Annotated in this window: 15 protein-coding genes and 3 pseudogenes; 11 read left to right on the top strand and 7 right to left on the bottom strand. The window is 67.7% G+C overall.

Going from position 1 to position 20825, the window contains the following annotated elements; translation table 11 throughout:
• The 3 genes and pseudogenes from SJH88_RS14350 to SJH88_RS14340 form a co-directional block, all read right to left on the bottom strand.
• Positions 1-224 (bottom strand): annotated as a pseudogene (locus tag SJH88_RS14350) (SPOR domain-containing protein); the annotation flags it as partial.
• A 17-nt stretch (positions 225-241) separates the two neighbouring features.
• Positions 242-1099, bottom strand: a complete 858-nt coding sequence (locus tag SJH88_RS14345) for a biotin--[acetyl-CoA-carboxylase] ligase (RefSeq protein ID WP_274754861.1) — start codon at positions 1097-1099, stop codon at positions 242-244.
• Complete coding sequence (locus tag SJH88_RS14340) at positions 1096-1620, bottom strand: SET domain-containing protein (RefSeq protein ID WP_154163122.1); 525 nt, start codon at positions 1618-1620, stop codon at positions 1096-1098. The genes SJH88_RS14345 and SJH88_RS14340 overlap by 4 nt, the downstream gene beginning before the upstream one ends.
• A 143-nt stretch (positions 1621-1763) precedes the next feature.
• Here SJH88_RS14340 and SJH88_RS14335 point away from each other — a divergent pair, with 143 nt between their 5' ends.
• The 8 genes and pseudogenes from SJH88_RS14335 to SJH88_RS14300 all read left to right on the top strand — a co-directional run bounded on the left by SJH88_RS14335 (position 1764) and on the right by SJH88_RS14300 (position 12866).
• Positions 1764-4694 carry a DNA topoisomerase III gene (locus tag SJH88_RS14335; protein WP_274754860.1) on the top strand — a complete coding sequence of 977 codons (2931 nt, stop codon included), beginning with the start codon at positions 1764-1766 and terminating at the stop codon, positions 4692-4694.
• A gap of 138 nt (positions 4695-4832) precedes the next feature.
• On the top strand, positions 4833-5609 hold the full coding sequence (locus tag SJH88_RS14330) for a tyrosine-protein phosphatase (RefSeq protein WP_274754859.1): 777 nt from the start codon (positions 4833-4835) through the stop codon (positions 5607-5609).
• Between the two features lie 160 nt (positions 5610-5769).
• On the top strand, positions 5770-6339 hold the full coding sequence (locus tag SJH88_RS14325) for a DUF1439 domain-containing protein (protein ID WP_221214105.1): 570 nt from the start codon (positions 5770-5772) through the stop codon (positions 6337-6339).
• Between the two features lie 100 nt (positions 6340-6439).
• On the top strand, positions 6440-7150 hold the full coding sequence (locus SJH88_RS14320) for a glutathione S-transferase N-terminal domain-containing protein (RefSeq protein ID WP_043378610.1): 711 nt from the start codon (positions 6440-6442) through the stop codon (positions 7148-7150).
• 241 nt (positions 7151-7391) lie between these two features.
• Complete coding sequence (locus tag SJH88_RS14315) at positions 7392-8432, top strand: pirin family protein (protein ID WP_274754858.1); 1041 nt, start codon at positions 7392-7394, stop codon at positions 8430-8432.
• Positions 8433-8534: 102 nt separating this feature from the next.
• Positions 8535-9020 carry an FKBP-type peptidyl-prolyl cis-trans isomerase gene (locus SJH88_RS14310; RefSeq protein WP_043378616.1) on the top strand — a complete coding sequence of 162 codons (486 nt, stop codon included), beginning with the start codon at positions 8535-8537 and terminating at the stop codon, positions 9018-9020.
• A 373-nt stretch (positions 9021-9393) separates the two neighbouring features.
• Positions 9394-11586, top strand: coding sequence for a TonB-dependent receptor (locus SJH88_RS14305; protein WP_274754857.1), 2193 nt, complete (start codon positions 9394-9396; stop codon positions 11584-11586).
• Between the two features lie 12 nt (positions 11587-11598).
• Positions 11599-12866: pseudogene (locus tag SJH88_RS14300) on the top strand (PepSY-associated TM helix domain-containing protein).
• Between the two features lie 128 nt (positions 12867-12994).
• Here SJH88_RS14300 and SJH88_RS14295 read toward each other — a convergent pair.
• Positions 12995-13867 (bottom strand): gamma-glutamyl-gamma-aminobutyrate hydrolase family protein, encoded by an 873-nt coding sequence (locus SJH88_RS14295; protein ID WP_274754856.1) that lies wholly within the window; start codon positions 13865-13867, stop codon positions 12995-12997.
• Positions 13868-14260: 393 nt separating this feature from the next.
• Here SJH88_RS14295 and SJH88_RS14290 point away from each other — a divergent pair, with 393 nt between their 5' ends.
• Positions 14261-14632, top strand: a complete 372-nt coding sequence (locus SJH88_RS14290; protein ID WP_042415921.1) for an HPF/RaiA family ribosome-associated protein — start codon at positions 14261-14263, stop codon at positions 14630-14632.
• 108 nt (positions 14633-14740) lie between these two features.
• Here the strand turns inward: SJH88_RS14290 and SJH88_RS14285 are convergent, their stop codons facing one another.
• A complete protein-coding gene (locus SJH88_RS14285) occupies positions 14741-16147 on the bottom strand; it encodes an aspartate ammonia-lyase (protein WP_043378626.1) in 1407 nt (468 codons plus the stop codon).
• Between the two features lie 459 nt (positions 16148-16606).
• On the opposite strand from SJH88_RS14285, the gene SJH88_RS14280 reads away from it, so the two are divergent.
• Positions 16607-16864: a hypothetical protein gene (locus SJH88_RS14280; RefSeq protein WP_042415910.1), complete on the top strand. Its 258-nt coding sequence runs from the start codon at positions 16607-16609 to the stop codon at positions 16862-16864.
• A gap of 124 nt (positions 16865-16988) precedes the next feature.
• Here SJH88_RS14280 and gap read toward each other — a convergent pair whose 3' ends face one another.
• Positions 16989-17987 carry a type I glyceraldehyde-3-phosphate dehydrogenase gene (gene gap / locus SJH88_RS14275; protein ID WP_042415907.1) on the bottom strand — a complete coding sequence of 333 codons (999 nt, stop codon included), beginning with the start codon at positions 17985-17987 and terminating at the stop codon, positions 16989-16991.
• 96 nt (positions 17988-18083) lie between these two features.
• Positions 18084-20125, bottom strand: a pseudogene (gene tkt / locus SJH88_RS14270) (transketolase).
• A 154-nt stretch (positions 20126-20279) separates the two neighbouring features.
• On the opposite strand from tkt, the gene SJH88_RS14265 reads away from it, so the two are divergent.
• On the top strand, positions 20280-20825 hold a 546-nt coding region (locus SJH88_RS14265; protein ID WP_274754855.1), incomplete at its 3' end, for a sugar phosphate nucleotidyltransferase.

Below are 20825 nucleotides of genomic sequence, written 5' to 3'. Positions count from 1 at the left end.
GCCGGTGTTGGGGCTGCGGGGGCGGCCTGGGGTGCAGGCGCAGGGGGCGCCGTGACGGTGGGCTCGCGCACCACGCTGAGCACGTCGGGCCGCACCTGGCGCGCCAGACGCTGGGGTTCGGACTGCACGGCCGGGGTCCAGCCCAGGGTCGCCATCCAGCCCTGGGTCCAGGCCAGGTAACCCGCATTGGCCAGCAGCAAGACAAGCAAGGCAAAACGCAACATGGCAGCAGCTCCGTGGGTTAGGGGCGGGCAGTGGGCAAGGCCATGTCGATCGGGCGCACGCTGACATCGCCGCTGATGACGGGGCGCAGTCCCTGGGGGGTGCGCAGCAACAGGCTGCCGTCGGCGGCAATGCCTTCGGCCACGCCCTGGCTGCCATCACTGAGGTGCACGCCCCGACCGCGCAGCACGTCGCGGTGTGCAAAGCGGTTCACGAATGGCGCCAGACCGTGGTCGGCGAACAGCAGCACGTCCTCCACCAGCCGTGGCAGCAATCGCTGCAGCGCCAGCGGGGCGCTCCAGCGCGGGTCCAGGTCCTGCAGGCAGGCGACCGGGGTGGGCAGGGCGTCGCTGCGGGACGGTGGCGGGCAGACGTTGATGCCGGTGCCGAGGATGACAAAGCGTGCCGGCCCGGGGCCGCTGCCATGGGCCGGGGCCAGTACGTCGGCGGGCACGTTGGCGGTTTCGATCAGGGTGCCGGCCAGCTTGCGCCCGTCCCACAGCCACAGGTCGTTGGGCCACTTGACGCCGAGGCGCGGGGCGCTGGCGTCGGGCGCGGCCTGCAGCGACTCGGCAATGCTCAGTCCCACCACCAGGGACAGGCCGGACCAGTCGGCGGGCTGCAGCATCAGGCCCAGCGAATACATCAGGCAATCCCCGGGCTGGTTGATCCACTGGCGCCCCAGGCGTCCGCGGCCGGCGGTCTGCGATTCAGCGACCAGCACGATGGGGTCGACCTGGCCGCTGCGCGCGCGGCGCATCAGCTCGGTGTTGGTGGAGTCGATCTCGGGCAGCACTTCCACCGTGAAACCCGGCAGCCGCGGGGCGATCTCCAGCCACAGGTCTTCCGCGGGCCAGCGGGTCGGGGTGGTGCTCACGGGGTGGTTCCTTGCGCGGCGAAGTCCTCGGGCATGGGCGGGCGCCAGCCGCGCTTGGGCGCCAGCATGGTGCCGCGGCAGGTGGGAGCGCCGCACCAGCAGGCGTACTCGGCCTTGAGCTTGGGCGTGTAGCGCTCCTCGATGATCAGGCCGTAGTCGTAGTTCAGCTCTTCCCCGGCGGCAATGTTGCGCAGCGCCACGATGAAGATGCGCCCCCCGCGTTCGTCGGTGTAGCAGTTGGGCGCGCAGCTGTGGTTGATCCAGCGTGCCGAATTGCCGCCATGCGCCGCATCGATGACCACATCCTCGTCCACGTGGAAGTAGAAGGTGTGGTTGGGCTGGCTGGGGTCGTGCGGGTGGCGGCGCTGTGCCTCGTCCCAGCTGATGACCTCGCCCCGGTACTCGATGATGGTCTCGCCGGCCGCAATGTCCTGCACGGCGAACACGCCCTTGCCATGGACGCCGGAGCGGCGCGCCTGGATGCGCTTGCCGTGAGATGGGGGATTGGCAGTGCTGGGCATTGGAATCTCTGATAACTTAAATAGGCACACATGCGCACATGCGCGCACACATGCATGCGCACGCACGCGTGCGTGAAGATGGATTGTAGAAGCGGTGGCTGCCCGGCGCGGCGCCCACCGCTGCAAAAAGACGAGAGCACTCAATGACAAAGACCTTGGTGATAGCGGAAAAACCGTCGGTGGCACAGGACATCGTGCGGGCCCTCACGCCCGCCTACGGCAAGTTTGACAAGCACGAGGACCATTTCGAGAACGAGCAGTTCGTGGTCACCAGTGCCGTGGGCCACCTGGTGGAGATCCAGGCGCCCGAGGAGTTCGACGTCAAACGCGGCAAATGGAGTTTTGCCAACCTGCCGGTGATCCCCCCGCGCTTCGACCTCAAGCCCGTGGACAAGACCAAGAGCCGCCTGAATGCCGTGGTCAAGCAGGCCAAGCGCAAGGATGTGACGCAACTGATCAACGCCTGTGACGCGGGCCGCGAAGGGGAACTGATCTTCCGCTTGATCGAGCAGTACGCCGGCGGCGCCAAGGGCGGCCTGGGCAAGCCCATCCAGCGCCTGTGGCTGCAGTCGATGACCCCGCAGGCCATCCGCGAAGGCTTCGAGAAGCTGCGCAGCGAGCAGCAGATGCAGGGCCTGGCCGATGCGGCGCGCAGCCGCTCCGAGGCCGACTGGCTGGTGGGCATCAACGGCACGCGCGCCATGACGGCCTTCAACTCGCGCGATGGTGGCTTCTTCCTGACCACCGTGGGCCGTGTGCAGACGCCGACGCTGTCGCTGGTGGTGGACCGCGAGGACAAGATCCGCAAGTTCGTCAGCCGTGACTACTGGGAAGTGCATGGCACCTTCGACGCGCAGGCCGGCCAGTACCTGGGCAAGTGGTTCAACCCCCAGTGGAAGAAAACCGACGACGCGGAAGCCAAGGCCGATCGCGTGTGGAGCGCTGCCGAAGCGCAAGCCATTGCCGCAGCGGTCAAAGGCAAGCCCGCCACCGTCACGGAAGAGAGCAAGCCCACCACCCAGGCCTCGCCCCTGCTGTTCGACCTGACCAGCCTGCAGCGCGAGGCCAACGGCAAGTTCGGCTTCTCGGCCAAGACCACGCTGGCGCTGGCGCAAAGCCTGTACGAGCGCCACAAGGCCCTGACCTACCCGCGTACCGATTCGCGCGCCCTGCCCGAGGATTACGTGCCCGTGGCCAAGCAGACCTTCGAGATGCTGGCCCACAGCGGCATGCGCCACCTGGAGCCATTTGCCCAGCAGGCCATCGGCGCGGGCTATGTGCGGCCCAGCAAGCGCATCTTCGACAACAGCAAGGTCTCGGACCACTTTGCCATCATCCCCACCACCCAGGCCCCTTCGGGCCTGAGCGAGGCCGAACAGAAGCTCTACGACCTGGTCGTGCGCCGCTTCATGGCCGTGTTCTTCCCCAGCGCCGAATACCAGGTCACCACGCGCATCAGCAAGGTCGAGCAGCACAGCTTCAAGACCGAGGGCAAGGTGCTGGTCAAACCCGGCTGGCTGGCCATCTACGGCAAGGAAGCCGCCAACGAGGTGGAGGATGCCAAGGAAGGCGACAAGGGCCAGCCCCTGGTGGCGGTCCAGCCCGGCGAGCAGCCGCGCACCAGCGATGCCCAGCCCAAGGGCCTGAAGACCAAGCCGCCCGCGCGCTACTCCGAAGCCACGCTGCTGGGCGCCATGGAAAGCGCCGGCAAGCAGATCGACGACGAAGAGCTGCGCAGCGCCATGCAGGAAAAGGGCCTGGGCACGCCCGCCACGCGCGCGGCGATCATCGAAGGCCTGCTGACCGAAAAGTACATGCTGCGCGAAGGCCGCGAGCTGATCCCCACGGCCAAGGCCTTCCAGCTGATGACGCTGTTGCGCGGCCTGGAGGTGGACGAACTGTGCCGCGCCGACCTGACCGGCGAGTGGGAGTACAAGCTGTCGCAGATGGAAAAGGGCGCGCTGTCGCGCGCCGCCTTCATGCAGGAAATTGCCGCCATGACCGAGCGCATGGTGAAGAAGGCCAAGGAATACGACCGCGATACCATCCCCGGGGATTACGCGACGCTGGCCACGCCCTGCCCGAACTGCGGCGGCATCGTCAAGGAAAACTACCGCCGCTACGCCTGCACCGGCGTGCACGGCACCAGCGAGGGCTGTGGCTTCTCCTTTACCAAGTCGCCCGCGGGCCGCACCTTCGAGACCGCCGAGGCCGAGCAGCTGCTGCGCGACCGCCGCATCGGCCCGCTGGAGGGCTTCCGCTCCAAGGCCGGCTGGCCGTTCGTGGCCGAGGTCGGCATCGTGCGCGATGAGGAGGCCGGCAACTTCAAGCTGGAATTCGACTTCGGCGACGACAAGGACGAGGAGTCCGGCGAGATCGTCGACTTCAGCCACCAGCACAGCCTGGGCGCCTGCCCCAAGTGCGGTGCGCCCGTCTTCGAGCATGGCGCCAACTACGTCTGCGCCAAGGCCGTGCCCACGCCGCAGCAGGCCGTGCCCAGCTGCGACTTCAAGAGCGGCCAGATCATCCTGCAGCAGCCCATCGAGCGCGAGCAGATGGGCAAGCTGCTGGCCACCGGCAAGACCGACCTGCTGGAGAAGTTCGTCTCCAACCGCACGCGCCGTGCCTTCAAGGCCTTCCTGGTCTGGGACAAGGAAGCGGGCAAGGTGAACTTCGAGTTCGAGCAGCGCGAGTCCAAGTACCCGGCGCGCAAGACGGCGGCAGCAAAAACAGGAGCTGCTGGCGCAGCCAGGACGAGCGCTGCAGCCAAAAAATCACCCGCTGCCAAGAAGGCCCCTGCGGCCAAGAAGACCGCGGCGCGCAAGCCCGCGGCCGCCAACTACCGGCCCGATGCCGCGCTGGCCGCCGTGATCGGCGACGGCGCCGTGGCGCGCACCGAGGTGGTCAAGAAGGTCTGGGACTACGTCAAGGCCCACAACCTGCAAGACCCCAAGGACAAGCGTGTCATCGTCGCCGATGCCAAGCTGTTGCCCGTGTTCGGCAAGGACCGGATCAACATGTTCGAGCTGACCGGCATCGTCGGCCAGCACCTGCACAGCCAGGGCGAGGCCTGAGCGCCGGCGCCGGCGCAGGTCCCGGGCGCACAGGCTGTCGCCCGGGTGCATGCGCCGGACCCGGAATGCCGGCAGCATGCCGGTGTGCGTGGCCGCCTGGCGGCCTGTCTTGAACGTTCGCCCGAAGGAGTGGTTCGCATGGAACTGGCCCCCCTGACCCCCGTGTCGCTGCCGCGCAGCATCGCCCTGGACGGCACGACCAATTTCCGTGACCTGGGCGGCTACGCGGGGGCCGACGGGCGCACCGTGCGCTGGCGCAAGCTGTTCCGCTCGGACCACCTGGCGGGCCTGAGCCCCGCCGACCTGCAGGCCTTGCAGGCCCTGGGTGTGGCGCGGGCCGTGGACTTCCGTGGGGTGCAGGAGCGGGCCTGCCAGGGCTATGCCTGGCCGTTCCTGGAGCAGCAGGTGCTGGGCATCGAGCCCACCGTGGTGCAGCGGGCCCTGGCCCTGGTGCAGCAGGGCCACCGCCTGACCGCCGACGAAACCGTGGGCCTGATGCAGGACACCTACCGCAGCTTCGTCATCGACAACGCCGACCGCTTTGCCCGCCTGTTCCGCCTGCTGCAGGACAGCGACCAGCCGCTGGTGTTCCACTGCACCGCCGGCAAGGACCGCACCGGCTGGGCCGCCGCGCTGATCCTGCTGGCGCTGGGCGTGTCGCGCGAGGCGGTGCGCGAAGACTACCTGCTGACCAACCAACTCTACCGCCGCCCGGCCGAGCTGGCGGCCAAGGCCGCGCAGTCCGTGCCGCAGGACATCCTGGACGTGCTGTGGCGTGTGCAGATGCCGTTTCTGGACAGCGCCTTCGTGCTGGCCGAGCAGCACGCCGGCAGCATGGACCGCTACCTGGCCGAGGTGCTGGGCGTGGACGCCGCGGCCCGCCAGCGCCTGGCCCAGCGTTACCTGGAAGGCTGAGCGGCGCGCGACAGCACCCCGCCGCGGCTTGCGCTAAACTTCACAAAATTAAGAGCGCCAAGCGCAGGATGGATCAGCGTTTACTGCTGTTTTGATACAAATTGAGGCTGCGGCTGCCCGCGCTGTCCGGGCTGGCTGCGGTCTTGCAACCGAGCCCGCCATGTCCCGCCGCCGTTTTTTGTTGGCCGTTGCCGCCGCCACGACTTTGACCCTCAGCGCCTGCTCCCAGGCCGTGCCCACCAAGATCAGCGTCAGCCAGGCCCAGCTCGAGCAGGGCCTGCTGCAGCAATTCCCCAAACGCTTCCCCGTCGCCGGCCTGCTGCAGCTGGAAATGCAGCGCCCCGCCCTGCAGCTGCTGCCGGCCAGCAACCAGTTGCAGACGCACCTGCCCGTGCAACTGTCCGGCCCCGCGCTGCGCCAGAGCTATGCCGGCCGCATGGAGGTGCGCTTTGCCCTGCGCTACGAACCCCAGGACCGCACCGTGCGCGCGCACCGCGTGGAGGTGCTGAGCCTGCAGTTCGACGGCGCCGATCCCGCCGTGGCCGACATGGTCTCCACCTATGGCCCGCGCCTGGCCTCGCAGGCGCTGGAGGCCTTTGCGCTGTACCACGTCAAGCCCGAGGAGCTGCAGCTGGCCGACAGCCTGGGCCTGCAGCCCGGGGCCATCACCGTGACCCCGCAGGGGCTGGACGTGGCCATCGTCGCCAAGGACGCGGCGGCCAAGCCCTGAGGCCCTTGCCCGCAGGCGCCGCGGTGTTGTTGCCGGCGCCGCTACCATCGGACGACTCGGGCCGCCATGGTGGCCGGCCCATGGACGGAGGTACGACTTGATGCAGCAATCCCACGCACACCCCATCGGCGGCAAGTGGCCGGCCCAGTTCCCGCAGCGCCTGCAGCTGTATTCGCTGCCCACGCCGAATGGCATCAAGGTCTCGGTGATGCTGGAAGAGGTGGGTCTGCCCTACGAAGCCCACCGCGTGGACATCCAGGCCGGCGACCAGTTCACGCCCGAATTCCTGGCGCTCAACCCCAACAACAAGATTCCCGCCATCTGGGACCCGAATGGCCCGGGCGGCCAGCCGCTGGGCCTGTTCGAATCTGGCGCCATCCTGGTCTATCTGGCCGAAAAAACCGGCCAGCTCCTGCCCCAGGACCCTGCGCGGCGCTATGAAGCCCTGCAGTGGCTGATGTGGCAGATGGGCGGTGCCGGCCCCATGTTCGGCCAGGTGGGCTTCTTCTGGCGCTATGGCGGCAAGGATTTCGAGGACAAGCGCCCGCTGCAGCGCTATGTGACCGAGGCCAAGCGCCTGCTGGGCGTGCTGGATGCGCGCCTGCAGGGCCGCGACTGGATCCTGGGCGCCGACTACACGATCGCCGACATCGCCGTGCTGCCCTGGGTGCGCTGCCTGTCGGTGAACTACGAGGCCGATGCCCTGCTGGGCCTGGCCGACTACGCCAACGTGCAGCGCGTGCTGCAGGCCTGGCTGGCGCGCCCCGCCGTGCAGCGCGGCCTGGGCGTGCCGGCTGCCGCGGCGGCCTAAGCACGGCGCGAAGGGGCCCGCCGCGCACTGGCTGGGGTGAGGCCCCGCAGTCCGCGCACCCGCTGCGGGCCGTGGTCCTGCGCTTGCCCGCGTGGCCACCGTCTTGCTGCTGGAACGCTCTGTTGCAGTGGCGGTGCTTGGAGCGGGCGGCCCGCGCCCTTATCTTCGGAGCATGTGCAACGCCGCAGTGTTGCCCGTCCGCAGGGGACGGGGATGGCGGCACCCAGCAGGAGCGACGGCCATGTCCGCATCCCCCATCCTTCAACGCCTGCCCCTGGGTAACCAGTGGCCGTGCATCGACCCCTTTCTGTTCTGCGCCCACCACAACGACGCCTACCCCGCCGGGGACGGCGCCCTGGGCGTGCAGGCCGTTGAGCTGGAAGACCGCCCCATGGGCAGCGACTTCAGCGGCAAGGACGGCTTTTCCATGTACCACGGCGACCATGTGCCGGGCTTCCCGGGCCACCCCCACCGCGGCTTTGAAACCGTGACCCTGGTGCGCGAGGGCCTGATCGACCACGCCGATTCGCTGGGCGCGGCCGCGCGCTTTGGCGGCGGCGACGTGCAGTGGGTGACGGCCGGCGCCGGCATCATGCACTCGGAGATGTTTCCGCTGCTGCACACCGACCGGTCCAACCCGCTGGAGCTGTTCCAGATCTGGCTGAACCTGCCGGCCAGCCAGAAGATGGTGCCGCCCCACTTCACCATGCTGTGGAACGAGCGCATCCCGCGCTTGCGGCACACCGATGCCGCCGGGCGCCAGACCACGGTGACCGTGGTCGCCGGCGCCCTGGCAGGGGCGGGAGCACCGTTGCCCCCGCCGCCCGAATCCTGGGCCTCCCAGGCCGAGGCCGATGTCGCCATTTGGACCCTTCGCCTGCAGCCCGGCGCCCGCTGGACCCTGCCCCGGGCCGCAGGGGCGGCCACCCGCCGCATGCTGTACTGGTTTGTGGGCGACGCCCTGCAGCTGGAGGGTGAGGACCTGGGCGCGCACGCCGCGCTGCAGGTGGAGGCCGGGCGCGACCTGGTCCTGGTCAACACCGGGGACGAGGTGGCCGAGCTGCTGCTGCTGCAGGGCCGCCCGCTGGGTGAGCCCGTGGTGCAGTACGGCCCCTTCGTGATGAACACGCAGCAGCAGATCATGCAGGCCATGCAGGACTTCCGCCGCACGCAGTTCGGGGGCTGGCCCTGGGACAGCCAGGCCCCGGTGCACGGCGCCACGCCGCGCCGTTTTGCGCGCCATCCGGGGCAGACCGCGGACGAAGTGCCCGCATCCGCCTGACGTGATGCCCACCCGGTGCCTGCAGGGCAGGCGGGCGATGGTGGACAATGCAGCGCATTCCAACCGTGGCGGCCCGGCCGCCACTTTTTTGTGGCAACGCACATGAACATCACCCAAGACACGGCGGTCACGCTGAACTACAAGATCCACGAACTGCTGCAGGGCGGCATCGCCGGCGCTGTGCTGGACAAGGGCGACGTGGCCTACCTGCACGGTGGCTACGACAACCTGTTTGCCAAGGTCGAGGCCGCGCTGGACGGCAAGGCCGTGGGCGAGTCGCTGACCGTGGACCTGAGCGTGGACGAGGCCTTCGGCCCCCACGACCCCAGCCTGCAGCGCACCATCCCCAAGGGCGAATTCCCCGCGGGCGTGAAGGTGGGCGGCCAGCTGCGCGGCACCAACGACCAGGGCCTGCCCCAGATCTACAACGTGGTGAAGATCAAGGGCCCCGTGGTCCAGCTGGACGGCAACCACCCCCTGGCCGGCAAGGCGCTGCGCTTCAGCTGCAAGATCACCGAAGTGCGTGCCGCCTCGGAAGAGGAAGTGGCGCACCGCCACGTGCACGGCGGCCACGGCCACCACCATTGAGCCCGCTGCGCCCCGCAGGAAGAACCGCCGTCAGGCGGTTTTTTTATGGTGTTTTCTCGAAAAACAGGAGCGTTTAGCGCAGGCTGGACAAGGGTTGGGTGCCGAAAAGGCTTGAAAAGGATGGATCCCACCGTGCAGGGGGCTGGCTGGGGCCTGGGAGAGTTGGTGGTGGGCAGGCCACAGAGCGGTGCGCACGGACCGGACCAGTGCATATCGCCACGGCACGCCTGATCCCAGGGGCGCGCACTGCCATGCCGACGCGGTGCCATCGGTGAGCGCGTGTGTTAGTCCCCACTGCGAATGGGGCTCCTGCCGGCAGCAGGCGTGCTTGGAGTGGTATAAATAAAAATAGTTCTCAATAATACTTCAGTTCATGCATTCTCCTGCCTTCCCCCTGCGACCGGTTGCGGTCGCTTTGTCGTTCTGGGCCCTGGGTTCGGCCGCATCCGCGCAGAACCAGGCTGCCGCCACCCTGGAGACCGTCACGGTCGAAGCCAGTGCCGATGCCTCGGCCGAAGGCCTGTCCAAGCCGTTTGCCGGCGGCCAAGTGGCGCGCGGTGCGCGTGCGGGCGTGCTGGGCACGCAAGACATGATGGACGTGCCGTTCTCCGCCACCAGCTACACCAGCAGCCTGATCCAGGACCAGCAGGCCAAGAGCGTGGGGGACGTGCTGCTCAATGACGCCGGGGTGCGCCAGGCGCGCGGCTTTGGCAACTTCCAGCAGACCTATTTCGTGCGCGGCTTCACCCTGTACTCGGACGATGTGGCCTACAACGGCCTGTACGGTCTGGTGCCGCGGCAGTACATGGCGACCGAGTTCGTCGAGCGCGTCGAGGTGTTTCGCGGCGCCAACGCGTTCTTGAGCGGTGCGGGCGCCGGTAGCGTCAGCGGTGGTGGCCTGGGCGGGCTGATCAACGTGGTGCCCAAGCGCGCTAGCAATGAGCCGCTCAACCGGGTCACGGTCGGCGGCGCCAGTGGCGGGCAAAGCTATGCCGGGGCCGATCTGTCGCGCCGCTTCGGTCCCGACAATGCCACCGGCGTGCGCCTTAACCTGGCGCGCCGCAGCGGGGGCACCGGCGTGGATGACGAGAAGGCCCGCACCACCGTGGCATCGCTGGGCCTGGACTGGCGCAGCCGCCGTGCGCGCCTGTCGGCCGACCTGGGCTGGCAGGAGCACAACATGAGCGGCACGCGCCCCGCCGTCACGCCCAGCGCCGCACTGCCCATTCCCCAGGCGCCGGACGCGGCCACCAACTACGGCCAGCCCTGGACCTACTCCAACAGCCGGGACCTGTTTGGCACCGTGCGCGGTGAGTTCGACTTCAACGCGCAATGGACCGGCTGGGCCGCTGCGGGCATGCGCCGTGGCAAGGAGGACAACCGCCTGTCGGGCCTGACGCTGTCCAGCGCTGCGGGCGATGTCACAGTCAACCGTTTTGACAACACCCGCGAAAACCACATCCAGACTGGCGAGCTGGGCCTGCGCGGCCAATTCGCCACCGGTGCCGTCACGCACGCGGTCGTGGCGTCGCTTAACCTGTTTGATTCCAGTGAGCGCAACGCCTGGGGCTACAACTATGGCACCGGCCTGAGCAACAACATCTACCAGCCCGTGGCCCTGACCCCGCCGCCCCTGACCGGCTTTGGCGGCATCCTGGGCAGCCCGCGTGAAACCGAGCACATCAAGAACACCAGCCTGGCCGTGGCCGACACCCTGGGGTTCATGGGCGACCGCCTGCACCTCACGCTGGGTCTGCGCCACCAGACCATCGAGGTGGAAGGCTTTGACGCCACCACGGGTGCCAGTTCGGGCCAGTACGAGAAAAGCCGCGTGACGCCGGTGGCCGGTGCCGTGTTCAAGCTGCGCCCGGATCTGTCGCTGTATGCCAATTACATCGAAGGGCTGGTCAAGGGCGGCACGGCGCCCGCGACCAGTGGCGGCCAGCCGGTGCTGAACGCCGGGCAGGTGTTCGCGCCCTATGTCTCGCGCCAGAAGGAAGTGGGTCTGAAGTACGACGGTGGCCGCATCGGCGGCAGCGTCGCCTTCTTCACCACCGACATGCCCAGCGCCTATGTGGAGAACAACGTCTATGGCGTGTTTGGCGAGCAGCGCAACCGGGGCCTGGAATTCAACCTGTTTGGTGAACCGGTCCAGGGCCTGCGGGTGCTGGGGGGCCTGACCCTGCTGGACGCCACCTACCGCTCCACCGCCAACCAGGCCAACGACGGCCGCCGTGTGGTGGGGGTGCCGCGCAGCCAGGCCAACCTGGGTGCGGAGTGGGATGTGCCCGGCGTGCACGGCCTGTCGCTCAACGCCCGCGCCATCTACACCGGGGCGCAGTATGCCAACGCCGCCAACACCCTGCGCGTGCCCGCCTGGACCCGCCTGGACCTGGGCGCGCGCTACCTGATGGAGGTCAGCGGCAAGCTGGTCACGCTGAACGCCCGCGTGGATAACGTGGCCGACCGCCGCTACTGGGCGTCCGTGGGGGGCTATGCCGCCAACGGCTACCTGGTCCAGGGCGCGCCCCGCACCTTCACGCTCAGCGCCAGCGTGGACTTCTGAGGCTAGGCTCGCATGCGTGAATTCTGGACCGTGGTCCACCGCTGGCTGGGCCTGACGGTGGCGCTGTTCCTCATCGTCGCCGGGGCCACCGGCGCCGTGATTTCCTGGGACCACGAGATCGACGAGTGGCTGAACGCCGACATCATGCACACGCCCGGCCGGGCGCGCTGCAGGACCCGCTGGTGCTGGCCGCGGCCGTGGAGGCGCACGATCCGCGCGCCGAGGTGTCGTACATGACCCTGGGGCTGGAGGAAGGCCATGCCGCCTCGTTCCTGGTGCGTCCGCGCAAGGACCCGGCGACCGGTGCGCCCTACGCCCTGGGCTACAACAACGTGTTCGTCGACCCCGTGACCGCCCAGGTGACGGGCCAGCGCAACTCCAAGAGTCTGGTGCTGAGCCAGCGCAACCTCATGCCCTGGCTGCGCCACCTGCACGAAAGCCTGCACATGCCTGCCTTCTGGGGCAGCGACCGCTGGGGCTTCTGGCTGATGGGGGGCGTGGCGCTGATGTGGCTGATCGACAGCTTCGTGGCCCTGTACCTGACGCTGCCGCGCCGCTTGGCGGCCGTGCGCAGTGCGCGTGCGGCACCCGCGCCGGCGCGCTCGTGGTGGGCCCGCTGGCAGCCCGCGTGGGTGGTGCGCTGGCGTGCCGGCGGCTACAAACTCAACTTCGACCTGCACCGGGCCGGGGGGCTGTGGGTCTGGCTGATCATCATCGTGGTGTCCTTCACCTCGTTCTCGCTGAACCTGTACCGCGAGGTGTTCTACCCGGTGATGCGCCAGATCTCGACCACCACGCCGGGCCCCTACGAGACGCTGACGCCCGCACCGTTCGGCAGCTTCATCGAGCCCAAGATCTCGTTCGCCCAGGCGATCGACATCGCGCGCGCCGAAGGCGAGCGCCAGGGCTTCGAGCACCCGCCCGGGGGCATCTGGTATGGCGGCGACTTTCCGTTCTACAACGTCTCTTTCTTCGACCCCAGCAACGAGCTGGGCGCGCAGGGCATGGGGCTGTCGAACCTCTACGTCAGCGCCGAGGACGGTGCGGTACTGGGCCAGCACCGTCCCTGGCATGGCACGGCGGCCGATGTCTTCGTGCAGCTGCAGCTGCCCCTGCACTCCGGCCGCATCCTGGGCCTGCCCGGGCGCATCCTGATGTCGGTCATGGGGCTGATGGTGGTGATGCTGTCGGTCACCGGCATCGTCATCTGGGAGCGCAAGCGCCGCGCCCGCCGCGCGGCGGCGCGTGCCCCTCAGGCCCTTGTGGGCGACAGCGCCTGAGCGACGGGGCGGCGGCCCCGCTGCGGTGCGACTGGTGAAAAAGTGAGCGGTCAGCGCGCGTGTTTACTGGTTTTTGCTACGTTTTGCATGCAAGACCACCGAAGGACGGGCGCGAACCGCTCCTTTTTTTAGCGCCTGCGCAGCAGTGCCCGGCGCAGCAGGCGCGCGGCGCGGTCGCGGATGCGGAACGGGCTGTGACCCACCGCGGGCTGGAACTTGGCGCGCTGGCAGGCGCTCAGAAAGTCGCCCAGCAGCACGCTGCTGTCGATGATGGGGCTGTCCGGGTGATGAAACTCCGGGTGCCACTGCGTGGCGGCGATGTAGCTCTGGCCCGGGGCCCGGCGGTAGATGGCCTCGGGGATGTGGTCGGGCACGCTCCAGGCCTCCACCTCGAAGCCGGGCGCCACGTCCTTGATGCCCTGGTGGTGGATGCTGTTGACCCGCGCCATGTAGGTGTTGGGGTAGAGCTGGGCCAGGCGCGAGCCCTTGACGATGTGGATGTCGTGCTGGTGCCGGTCGTAGGTGGTGGCATTGCGGTGCATCTGCGCGCCCGGCACCTGGGTCAGGATGTCCTGGTACAGCGTGCCGCCAAAGGCCACGTTGATCAGCTGCAGCCCGCGGCACACCCCGAAGATGGGCTTGCCCGCCTGGCTGAAGGCCTCGACCACGGCCAGGTCGTACAGGTCGCGCACGCGGTCGCCCAGCCATTCGGGGCGCAGCGGCTCCTCGCCATAGCTGCCAGGCCAGACATCGGCGCCGCCGTGCATGACCACGCCGTCCAGCCACTCCGCGTAATGCGCCAGGGTCACATCGCCCTTGGCGGTCTCGCCCATGGGGCAAGGCACCATCACCACCATCGCGCCCGAGGACATGATCCAGTGCGCGATCGACTGCTCCACGTACTGCAGGGTCTTGCCGGTGAACAGTGGGCGGCTGGCGTCGGCGTGGGAGAAGCAGGCGGACAGCCCGATCTTGAGGCGGCGTGAGGCAGGAGGGGACATGGCGACAGGCACGGCAGGGATGGCGATGCTTGGGTTTGTAACCGCGTCCCCGGGTTTTGTCATGTAGGAGAGCTGCCGCAACTGCCGCAGAACACCGGGTGATGGCCTTATCCAGACTATTAAGCGTGCTATATATTTTGAGTGTATCCGGCCCCGCGATCGGGCCGGCATGTGGCGATGGGCTGACGTCGCGGCGGCAGTGGTCGGGTTGATCCGGGTCAATCAGGCGCCCTGGACTGACTTGCGGCGGCAGTTTTTGACCCCACACTGTGGTTGTCGGGCGGTAGGTGGCTGCAGCGCTGCTAGGATGTGTGCAGCAACCTGATTTCCGCTGGCCTCAGCAAAACCCGCCGTGCGATCAACGGCACGGCATTTGGTGATAAGGAGAGATGCATGCAAGTACAAGTCCATACCGACGCAACCATCCAGGGTGGCGATTCGCTGGAGACATGGGCCCATGAGGAAATCAACACCAAACTGGCCCGGCTCAAGGAGCATGTGGTGCGCGTCGAGGTGTTCCTGACCGGGGTGGACGCCCTGAAAGCCACGGGCGGCCCGGGCAAGAAGTGCGTGCTGGAAACCCGGGCCAACGGCCGTCCCCCGGTGGCCGTGAATGCCGAGGCGGAAAAGGTCAAGGACGCATTCAATGCCGCGCTGGAAAAGCTGCGCCGCACCGTGGAAGCCGATCTGGACAAGCTGCGCGACAAGAACGGCCGTGAAAGCGTGCGCGGGGTGGACGACGCGGCCACCGGCACCAACGGCTGATTCCCACGCCTCCACCGACAGTTTCTGTACCCCAAAGCCATGGCCGAGAGGCCATGGCTTTTTTCATGGGCCGGGCCCGCGCAGGGCCGGCCTGCGGGGCCGTCTGGTTCAGGCCGCCGTGGCCGTCAGCGCGCCAGGCGTGGTCAGCTTGTCGGCCACCAGCAGCGCGCGCATCTGCGCCTGGTCCATGATGCCCAGCTCCTCGGCCACCAGGGCGATGGGCTTGCCCGAGGCCATCGCCGTCTTGGCGATCTGGGCGGCCTTCTCGTAGCCGATCAGGGGGTTGAGGGCGGTCACCAGCGTCACCGACTCGTGGATGCGCGCGTCCAGCAGGGCGGTGTTGGCCTCGATGCCCTCGACGCAGTTGCGCTGCAGGGTGTGGCAGGCGCGGCCCAGGTGGCTCAGGCTCTGGTGCAGGGCCCAGGCCATCAGCGGCTCGAAGGCGTTGAGCTGTAGCTGCCCGCCTTCCACGGCCATGGTGATGGCCGCGTCATGGCCGATGACCTCGAAGCAGACCTGGTTCACCACTTCCGGGATCACCGGGTTGACCTTGCCCGGCATGATGGACGAGCCGGCCTGGCGTGCGGGCAGGCGGATGTCGCCCACGCCGGCCTGCGGGCCGGAGGACAGCAGGCGCAGGTCGTTGCTGATCTTGGACAGCTTGACGGCGATGCGCTTGAGGATGCCGGAGATGTCGGCAAAGGCGCCGGTGTCGCCGGTGGCGGCGATCAGGTCGCGCGCTTTGACCACGGGCACGCCGGACAGCGCGGCCAGCGTGGGCACCACCACGTCCACATAGCCCACGGGGGCGTTGATGCCGGTGCCGATGGCGGTGCCGCCGAGGTTGATCTCGCACATCAGGGTGGCCGATTCGCGCAGGCGCTGTTCATCGTCGGCAATCATCTGGGCAAAGGCCGTGAACTCTTGGCCCAGCGTCATGGGCACGGCATCCTGCAGCTGCGTGCGGCCGATCTTGAGGATGTGGGCGAACTCCCCGGCCTTGGCCTGGAAGGCGCCGCGCAGCGCGGCCAGTGCCGCCAGCAGGTCCTGGATGCCGAAGTAGGTGGCCAGCTTGACCGCCGTGGGGTAGGCATCGTTGGTGGACTGCGAGGCGTTGACGTGGTCGTTGGGGTGGATCACGTCGTAGCGGCCCTTGGGCAGGCCCAGGATTTCCAGCGCCAGGTTGGCGATCACCTCATTGGCGTTCATGTTGGTCGAGGTGCCGGCCCCGCCCTGGATCACGTCCACCACGAACTGCTCATGGTGCTGGCCGGCGATCAGGCGCTGGCAGGCCTGGGCAATCGCATCCGCCTGTGTCTGGCTGATCACGCCCAGGCGCAGGTTGGCGGCGGCCGCGGCCTGCTTCACATGCGCCAGGGCGCGCACCAGGGCCGGCATCTGTGCCACGGTGTGGCCGGTGATGGGGAAGTTCTCCACCGCACGGGCGGAGTGCACGCCCCAGTAGGCGTGGTCGGGGATGTCCTTGGGACCCAAAAAGTCGTGTTCCTGACGCATGGCGGTGTGGCTCTCTCGTTGAATGGCGTGCCGACCCGCCAGACGTGCAAACGCCGCCCGGACAGGCGGCGTGCAGGGCCCGGATGGCGGGGCCGTGTGCCCGGTCGCAGGGCCGGGGGCGCTACGGGGCATTGCCAGGGATTATGAAAGCCGCGCGCATGGGTTGCACCGCATTTGTGCATAGATACCGTGCAATTGCACTTTTAAGGTGCTTTTTGTGTGTATTTGCCTAAATTAATCGCATGAAAATGAATAAATTGCATAGATCAGTGGTTTTTATCGCATATCGCACTGAAACAGTGCGAAAACATGCATCCAAAACGGTGCATCAACGACCCTGGGTTCCTGCGGCCGGGGCGGTGATACGGCCACCTGGCTGACAGACAGGGCGCGTGCGGCATGTTCAGATGGCAGGCCCAGCGCCGGCCACGGCCGCGCCCCGCAAACTAGGAGGAACCTATGACAACAATCCCAGAGACCGACGCCATCACCCAGTTGCCCGAACGCTTTCAGGCACGCATCGAAGGCCGGGTCCAGCACCGCGTGGGCGATGGCCCGCTGGACGATATCCCCCAAGGGCAGGAAGTGCAGGTGGACGTGGCCCTGGCCAGCATGGTGGTGTCCTGGACCAGCGAGGGCCAGCCGGTCACGGTGACGCTGGCACGCGAGGAGTTCATGTACTACGTGGACGAGGGCAGCATTGCCATCCTGCGCTGAGGCGCTGCCACCGGCCCGGGGGGCCGTGGCACAAAAAAGCCAAGTCATCGACTTGGCTTTTTTCATAGCTGCCAGCGCTGGATGGGCAAGCGCTGGAGCCTATTTTGGTAGGTAATCCGGAAGATTACTTGGCCACCACGCGCACCATTTCCAGGCACTTGTTGGAGTAGCCCCACTCGTTGTCGTACCAGGCCACGACCTTGACGAAGGTCTTGTCCAGGGCGATGCCGGCTTCGGCGTCGAACACGGAGGTGCAGGTCTCGCCGCGGAAGTCGGTGGCCACCACCTTGTCCTCGGTGTAACCCAGCACGCCCTTCAGCGCGCCTTGCGACTGGGCCTTCATTTCGGCACAGATTTCTTCGTAGGATGCTTCGGCGTTCAGTTCCACGGTCAGGTCGACCACGGACACGTCGGAGGTGGGCACGCGGAAGGACATGCCGGTCAGCTTCTTGTTCAGCTCAGGAATCACCACGCCCACGGCCTTGGCAGCGCCGGTGCTGGAGGGGATGATGTTTTCCAGGATGCCACGGCCGCCGCGCCAGTCCTTGTTGGAAGGGCCGTCCACGGTCTTCTGCGTGGCGGTGGCAGCGTGCACGGTGGTCATCAGGCCGCGCTTGATGCCCCACTTGTCGTTCAGCACCTTGGCCACGGGGGCCAGGCAGTTGGTGGTGCACGAGGCGTTGGAGATCACGTCCTGGCCGGCATAGGTCTTGTCGTTCACGCCGAACACGAACATGGGGGTGGCGTCCTTGGAAGGGGCCGACATGATGACCTTCTTGGCGCCGGCCGCGATGTGCTTGCGGGCGGTTTCGTCGGTCAGGAACAGGCCGGTGGACTCGATCACGATGTCGGCGCCGACTTCGTTCCACTTCAGGGCGGCGGGATCGCGTTCCTGGGTCAGGCGGATCTTCTTGCCGTTGACGATCAGGGTGTTGCCTTCCACGGCGACTTCACCGTCGAAACGGCCGTGCACGCTGTCGTACTTCAGCATGTAGGCCAGGTAGTCGGGCTCCAGCAGGTCGTTGATGCCAACGATCTCGATGTCGGAGAAGTTTTGCACTGCAGAGCGCAGCACGTTGCGGCCGATGCGGCCAAAACCGTTGATGCCAACCTTGATAGTCATAGTTGCCTCGTTGCTATGGAATGTGAAAACAAAACCGGGTCACTGTACGTAAAACACCCGCCTCGGCCAAGGCGTGGGCGGGTGTTTCAGTCGTGATTACTTGTTGCGCTGGATCGCCTCGATCACGGTGGCGGCCACGTTTTCGGCGGTGAAGCCGAAGTGCTTGAACAGCACGGGTGCGGGGGCCGATTCACCGTAGGTGTCGATGCCCACCACGGCGGCGCAGCCGTACTTCCACCAGAAGTCGGTCACGCCCATTTCGACGGCGATGCGGGGCAGGCCGGCGGGCAGCACGCTGGTCTTGTACGCCACGTCCTGCTTGTCGAAGGTGGTGGTGCTGGGCATGGAGACCACGCGCACGGCAATCTTCTGGGCGGCCAGCTGCTTTTGCGCGGCCAGGGCCAGCTGCACTTCGGAGCCGGTGGCGATGATCACGGCCTGGGCCTTGCCCTTCAGGCCCACATCCTTGGGCTCGGACAGCACGTAGGCGCCGTTGGCGATGTGGTCCAGCGCGTCTTCGCTCTTGGGTGCGTAGGCCAGGTTCTGGCGGCTCAGCAGCAGGGCCGTGGGCTTGTGCTTCTGGCTCAGGGCCACGGTCCAGGCCACGGCGGTTTCCGTGGTGTCGGCGGGGCGCCACACGTCCAGGCCGGGGATCAGGCGCAGCGAGGCGGCGTGCTCAATGGACTGGTGGGTGGGGCCGTCTTCGCCCAGGCCGATGGAGTCGTGCGTGAACACGTGCACCACGCGCTGCTTCATCAGCGCCGCCATGCGGATGGCGTTGCGGCTGTAGTCGGAGAAGGTCAGGAAGGTGCCGGCGTAGGGGATGAAGCCACCGTGCAGCGCAATGCCGTTCATGATGGCGGCCATGCCGAATTCGCGCACACCGTAGTTGATGTGGCGACCGATCTGGCCGGCTTCGGTCTTGACCACAGCGCCCTTGGCATCCACGCGGAAGGCGGGGGTGGACTTGGTGTTGGTCAGGTTGGAGCCGGTCAGGTCGGCCGAGCCGCCCAGCAGTTCGGGCAGGGCGGCGGTCAGGCCTTCCAGGGCCAGCTGGCTGGCCTTGCGGCTGGCCACGGTGGCGCCGGCGTCATGCGCGTCGGAAGCGATCTGGGCGGCCACCTGCAGGAAGTTGGCGGGCAGCTCACCGGCCATGCGGCGGGTGAATTCGGCGGCCTGGGCGGGGAAGGCCTTGGCGTAGGCGGCGAACTTCTTGTTCCAGGCGGCTTCGGCCTTCTGGCCGGCGCCTTGGCGTCCCAGTCGGCGTAGACCTCGGCGGGGATCTCGAAGGGCGCGTGCGTCCAGCCCAGGGCGGCGCGGGTCAGGGCGATTTCGTCGGCACCCAGGGGTTCGCCGTGGGCCTTGGCGGTGTTGGCGCGGTTGGGCGAGCCCTTGCCGATGCTGGTCTTGCAGCAGATCAGCGTGGGCTTGTCCTTGCTCTTCTTGGCCAGGGCGATGGCAGCGTCCACGGCGTCCACGTTGTGGCCGTCCACGGCGCGGATCACGTTCCAGCCGTAGGCTTCGAAGCGGGCGGGGGTGTCGTCGCCGAACCAGGGCGTGACCTGGCCGTCGATGGAGATGCCGTTGTCGTCCCACAGGGCGATCAGCTTGTTCAGCTTCCAGGCGCCGGCCAGGGCGGCGGCTTCGTGGCTGATGCCTTCCATCAGGCAGCCGTCACCCATGAACACGAAGGTGTGGTGGTCGACGATGGCGTGCTTGGGCTGGTTGAACTCGGCGGCCAGCAGCTTTTCCGCCAGGGCGAAGCCCACGGCATTGGTGATGCCCTGACCCAGGGGGCCGGTGGTGGTTTCCACGCCGGGGGTGATGCCCACTTCGGGGTGGCCGGCGGTCTTGCTGTGCAGCTGGCGGAAGTTCTTCAGCTCTTGCAGGGGCAGGTCGTAGCCGCTCAGGTGCAGCAGCGCGTAGATCAGCATCGAACCGTGGCCGTTCGACAGGATGAAGCGGTCACGGTTGGCCCACAGGGGGTTGGCGGGGTTGTGCTGCAGGTGGCGGCTCCACAGCGCCACGGCCATGTCGGCCATGCCCATGGGGGCGCCGGGGTGACCGGAGTTGGCTTGTTGAACGGCGTCCATTGCCAGCGCACGGATTGCGTTGGCCATCATCGGGGTGTTTGCCATGGGAGATTGGCTCCGGGGTTGGTGTTGGTGCAAAGAATTGCGGGATTTTACCGGTGTGGGCTGGCGGCGGTTTCCAGTCGATTACATAGCCCCCTGCATCGCCTACAGTGTGGGCTGCTGCGTGCCTGCGCACGCCAGAGAAAACTGCTACGCCATGACTTTTGCCTCCCTTCCCGCCATGCTGCTGGCCGCCGGCCGCGGCGAGCGCATGCGCCCCCTGACCGACACCACCCCCAAACCCTTGCTGACGGTGCAAGGCCGTGCCCTGCTGGACTGGCACCTGGGGGCCCTGCAGCGCGATGGCGTGCGCCAGGTGCTGGTCAACACCGCCTGGCTGGGCGCCCAGATCCCCGCGCACCTGGATGCCGTCTGGCCCGCCCAGGGCCTGCAGCTGCAGTACTCGCACGAGCAGGACGACTTCGGCCAGGCCCTGGAAACCGCTGGCGGCATTGCCCGTGCCGTGCCCCGGCTGGGCGCCGCGTTCTGGCTGGCCGCGGGCGATGTGTACGCGCCGGACTTCGTTTTTGACGCGGCCCAGGCGCAGGCCTTTGCCGCGTCCGACGATCTGGCCCATGTGTGGCTGGTGCCCAACCCGGCGCACCACCCGGCTGGCGACTTCGGCCTGCAGGAAAGCACGCCCGGCAGCGGCACAGGCCGCGCGCTGAACCTGCCGCCCGCACCGGTCTGGCCGGCCGGTGCG

It is taken from the genome of Comamonas sp. GCA5 (assembly GCF_036541385.1).
GTDB classification, from domain to species: domain Bacteria; phylum Pseudomonadota; class Gammaproteobacteria; order Burkholderiales; family Burkholderiaceae_C; genus Comamonas; species Comamonas aquatica.
This window is presented reverse-complemented; position numbering and strand designations above follow the sequence as displayed.

Bases quoted from the DNA above. Each gene is read 5' to 3' on its own strand.
- SJH88_RS14340 (WP_154163122.1), bottom strand. From the start codon at position 1,620: ATGCCCAGCACTGCCAATCCCCCATCTCACGGCAAGCGCATCCAGGCG.
- SJH88_RS14335 (WP_274754860.1), top strand. From the start codon at position 1,764: ATGACAAAGACCTTGGTGATAGCGGAAAAACCGTCGGTGGCACAGGAC.
- SJH88_RS14330 (WP_274754859.1), top strand. From the start codon at position 4,833: ATGGAACTGGCCCCCCTGACCCCCGTGTCGCTGCCGCGCAGCATCGCC.
- SJH88_RS14325 (WP_221214105.1), top strand. From the start codon at position 5,770: ATGTCCCGCCGCCGTTTTTTGTTGGCCGTTGCCGCCGCCACGACTTTG.
- SJH88_RS14320 (WP_043378610.1), top strand. From the start codon at position 6,440: ATGCAGCAATCCCACGCACACCCCATCGGCGGCAAGTGGCCGGCCCAG.
- SJH88_RS14315 (WP_274754858.1), top strand. From the start codon at position 7,392: ATGTCCGCATCCCCCATCCTTCAACGCCTGCCCCTGGGTAACCAGTGG.
- SJH88_RS14310 (WP_043378616.1), top strand. From the start codon at position 8,535: ATGAACATCACCCAAGACACGGCGGTCACGCTGAACTACAAGATCCAC.
- SJH88_RS14305 (WP_274754857.1), top strand. From the start codon at position 9,394: ATGCATTCTCCTGCCTTCCCCCTGCGACCGGTTGCGGTCGCTTTGTCG.
- SJH88_RS14295 (WP_274754856.1), bottom strand. From the start codon at position 13,867: ATGTCCCCTCCTGCCTCACGCCGCCTCAAGATCGGGCTGTCCGCCTGC.
- SJH88_RS14290 (WP_042415921.1), top strand. From the start codon at position 14,261: ATGCAAGTACAAGTCCATACCGACGCAACCATCCAGGGTGGCGATTCG.
- SJH88_RS14285 (WP_043378626.1), bottom strand. From the start codon at position 16,147: ATGCGTCAGGAACACGACTTTTTGGGTCCCAAGGACATCCCCGACCAC.
- SJH88_RS14280 (WP_042415910.1), top strand. From the start codon at position 16,607: ATGACAACAATCCCAGAGACCGACGCCATCACCCAGTTGCCCGAACGC.
- gap (WP_042415907.1), bottom strand. From the start codon at position 17,987: ATGACTATCAAGGTTGGCATCAACGGTTTTGGCCGCATCGGCCGCAAC.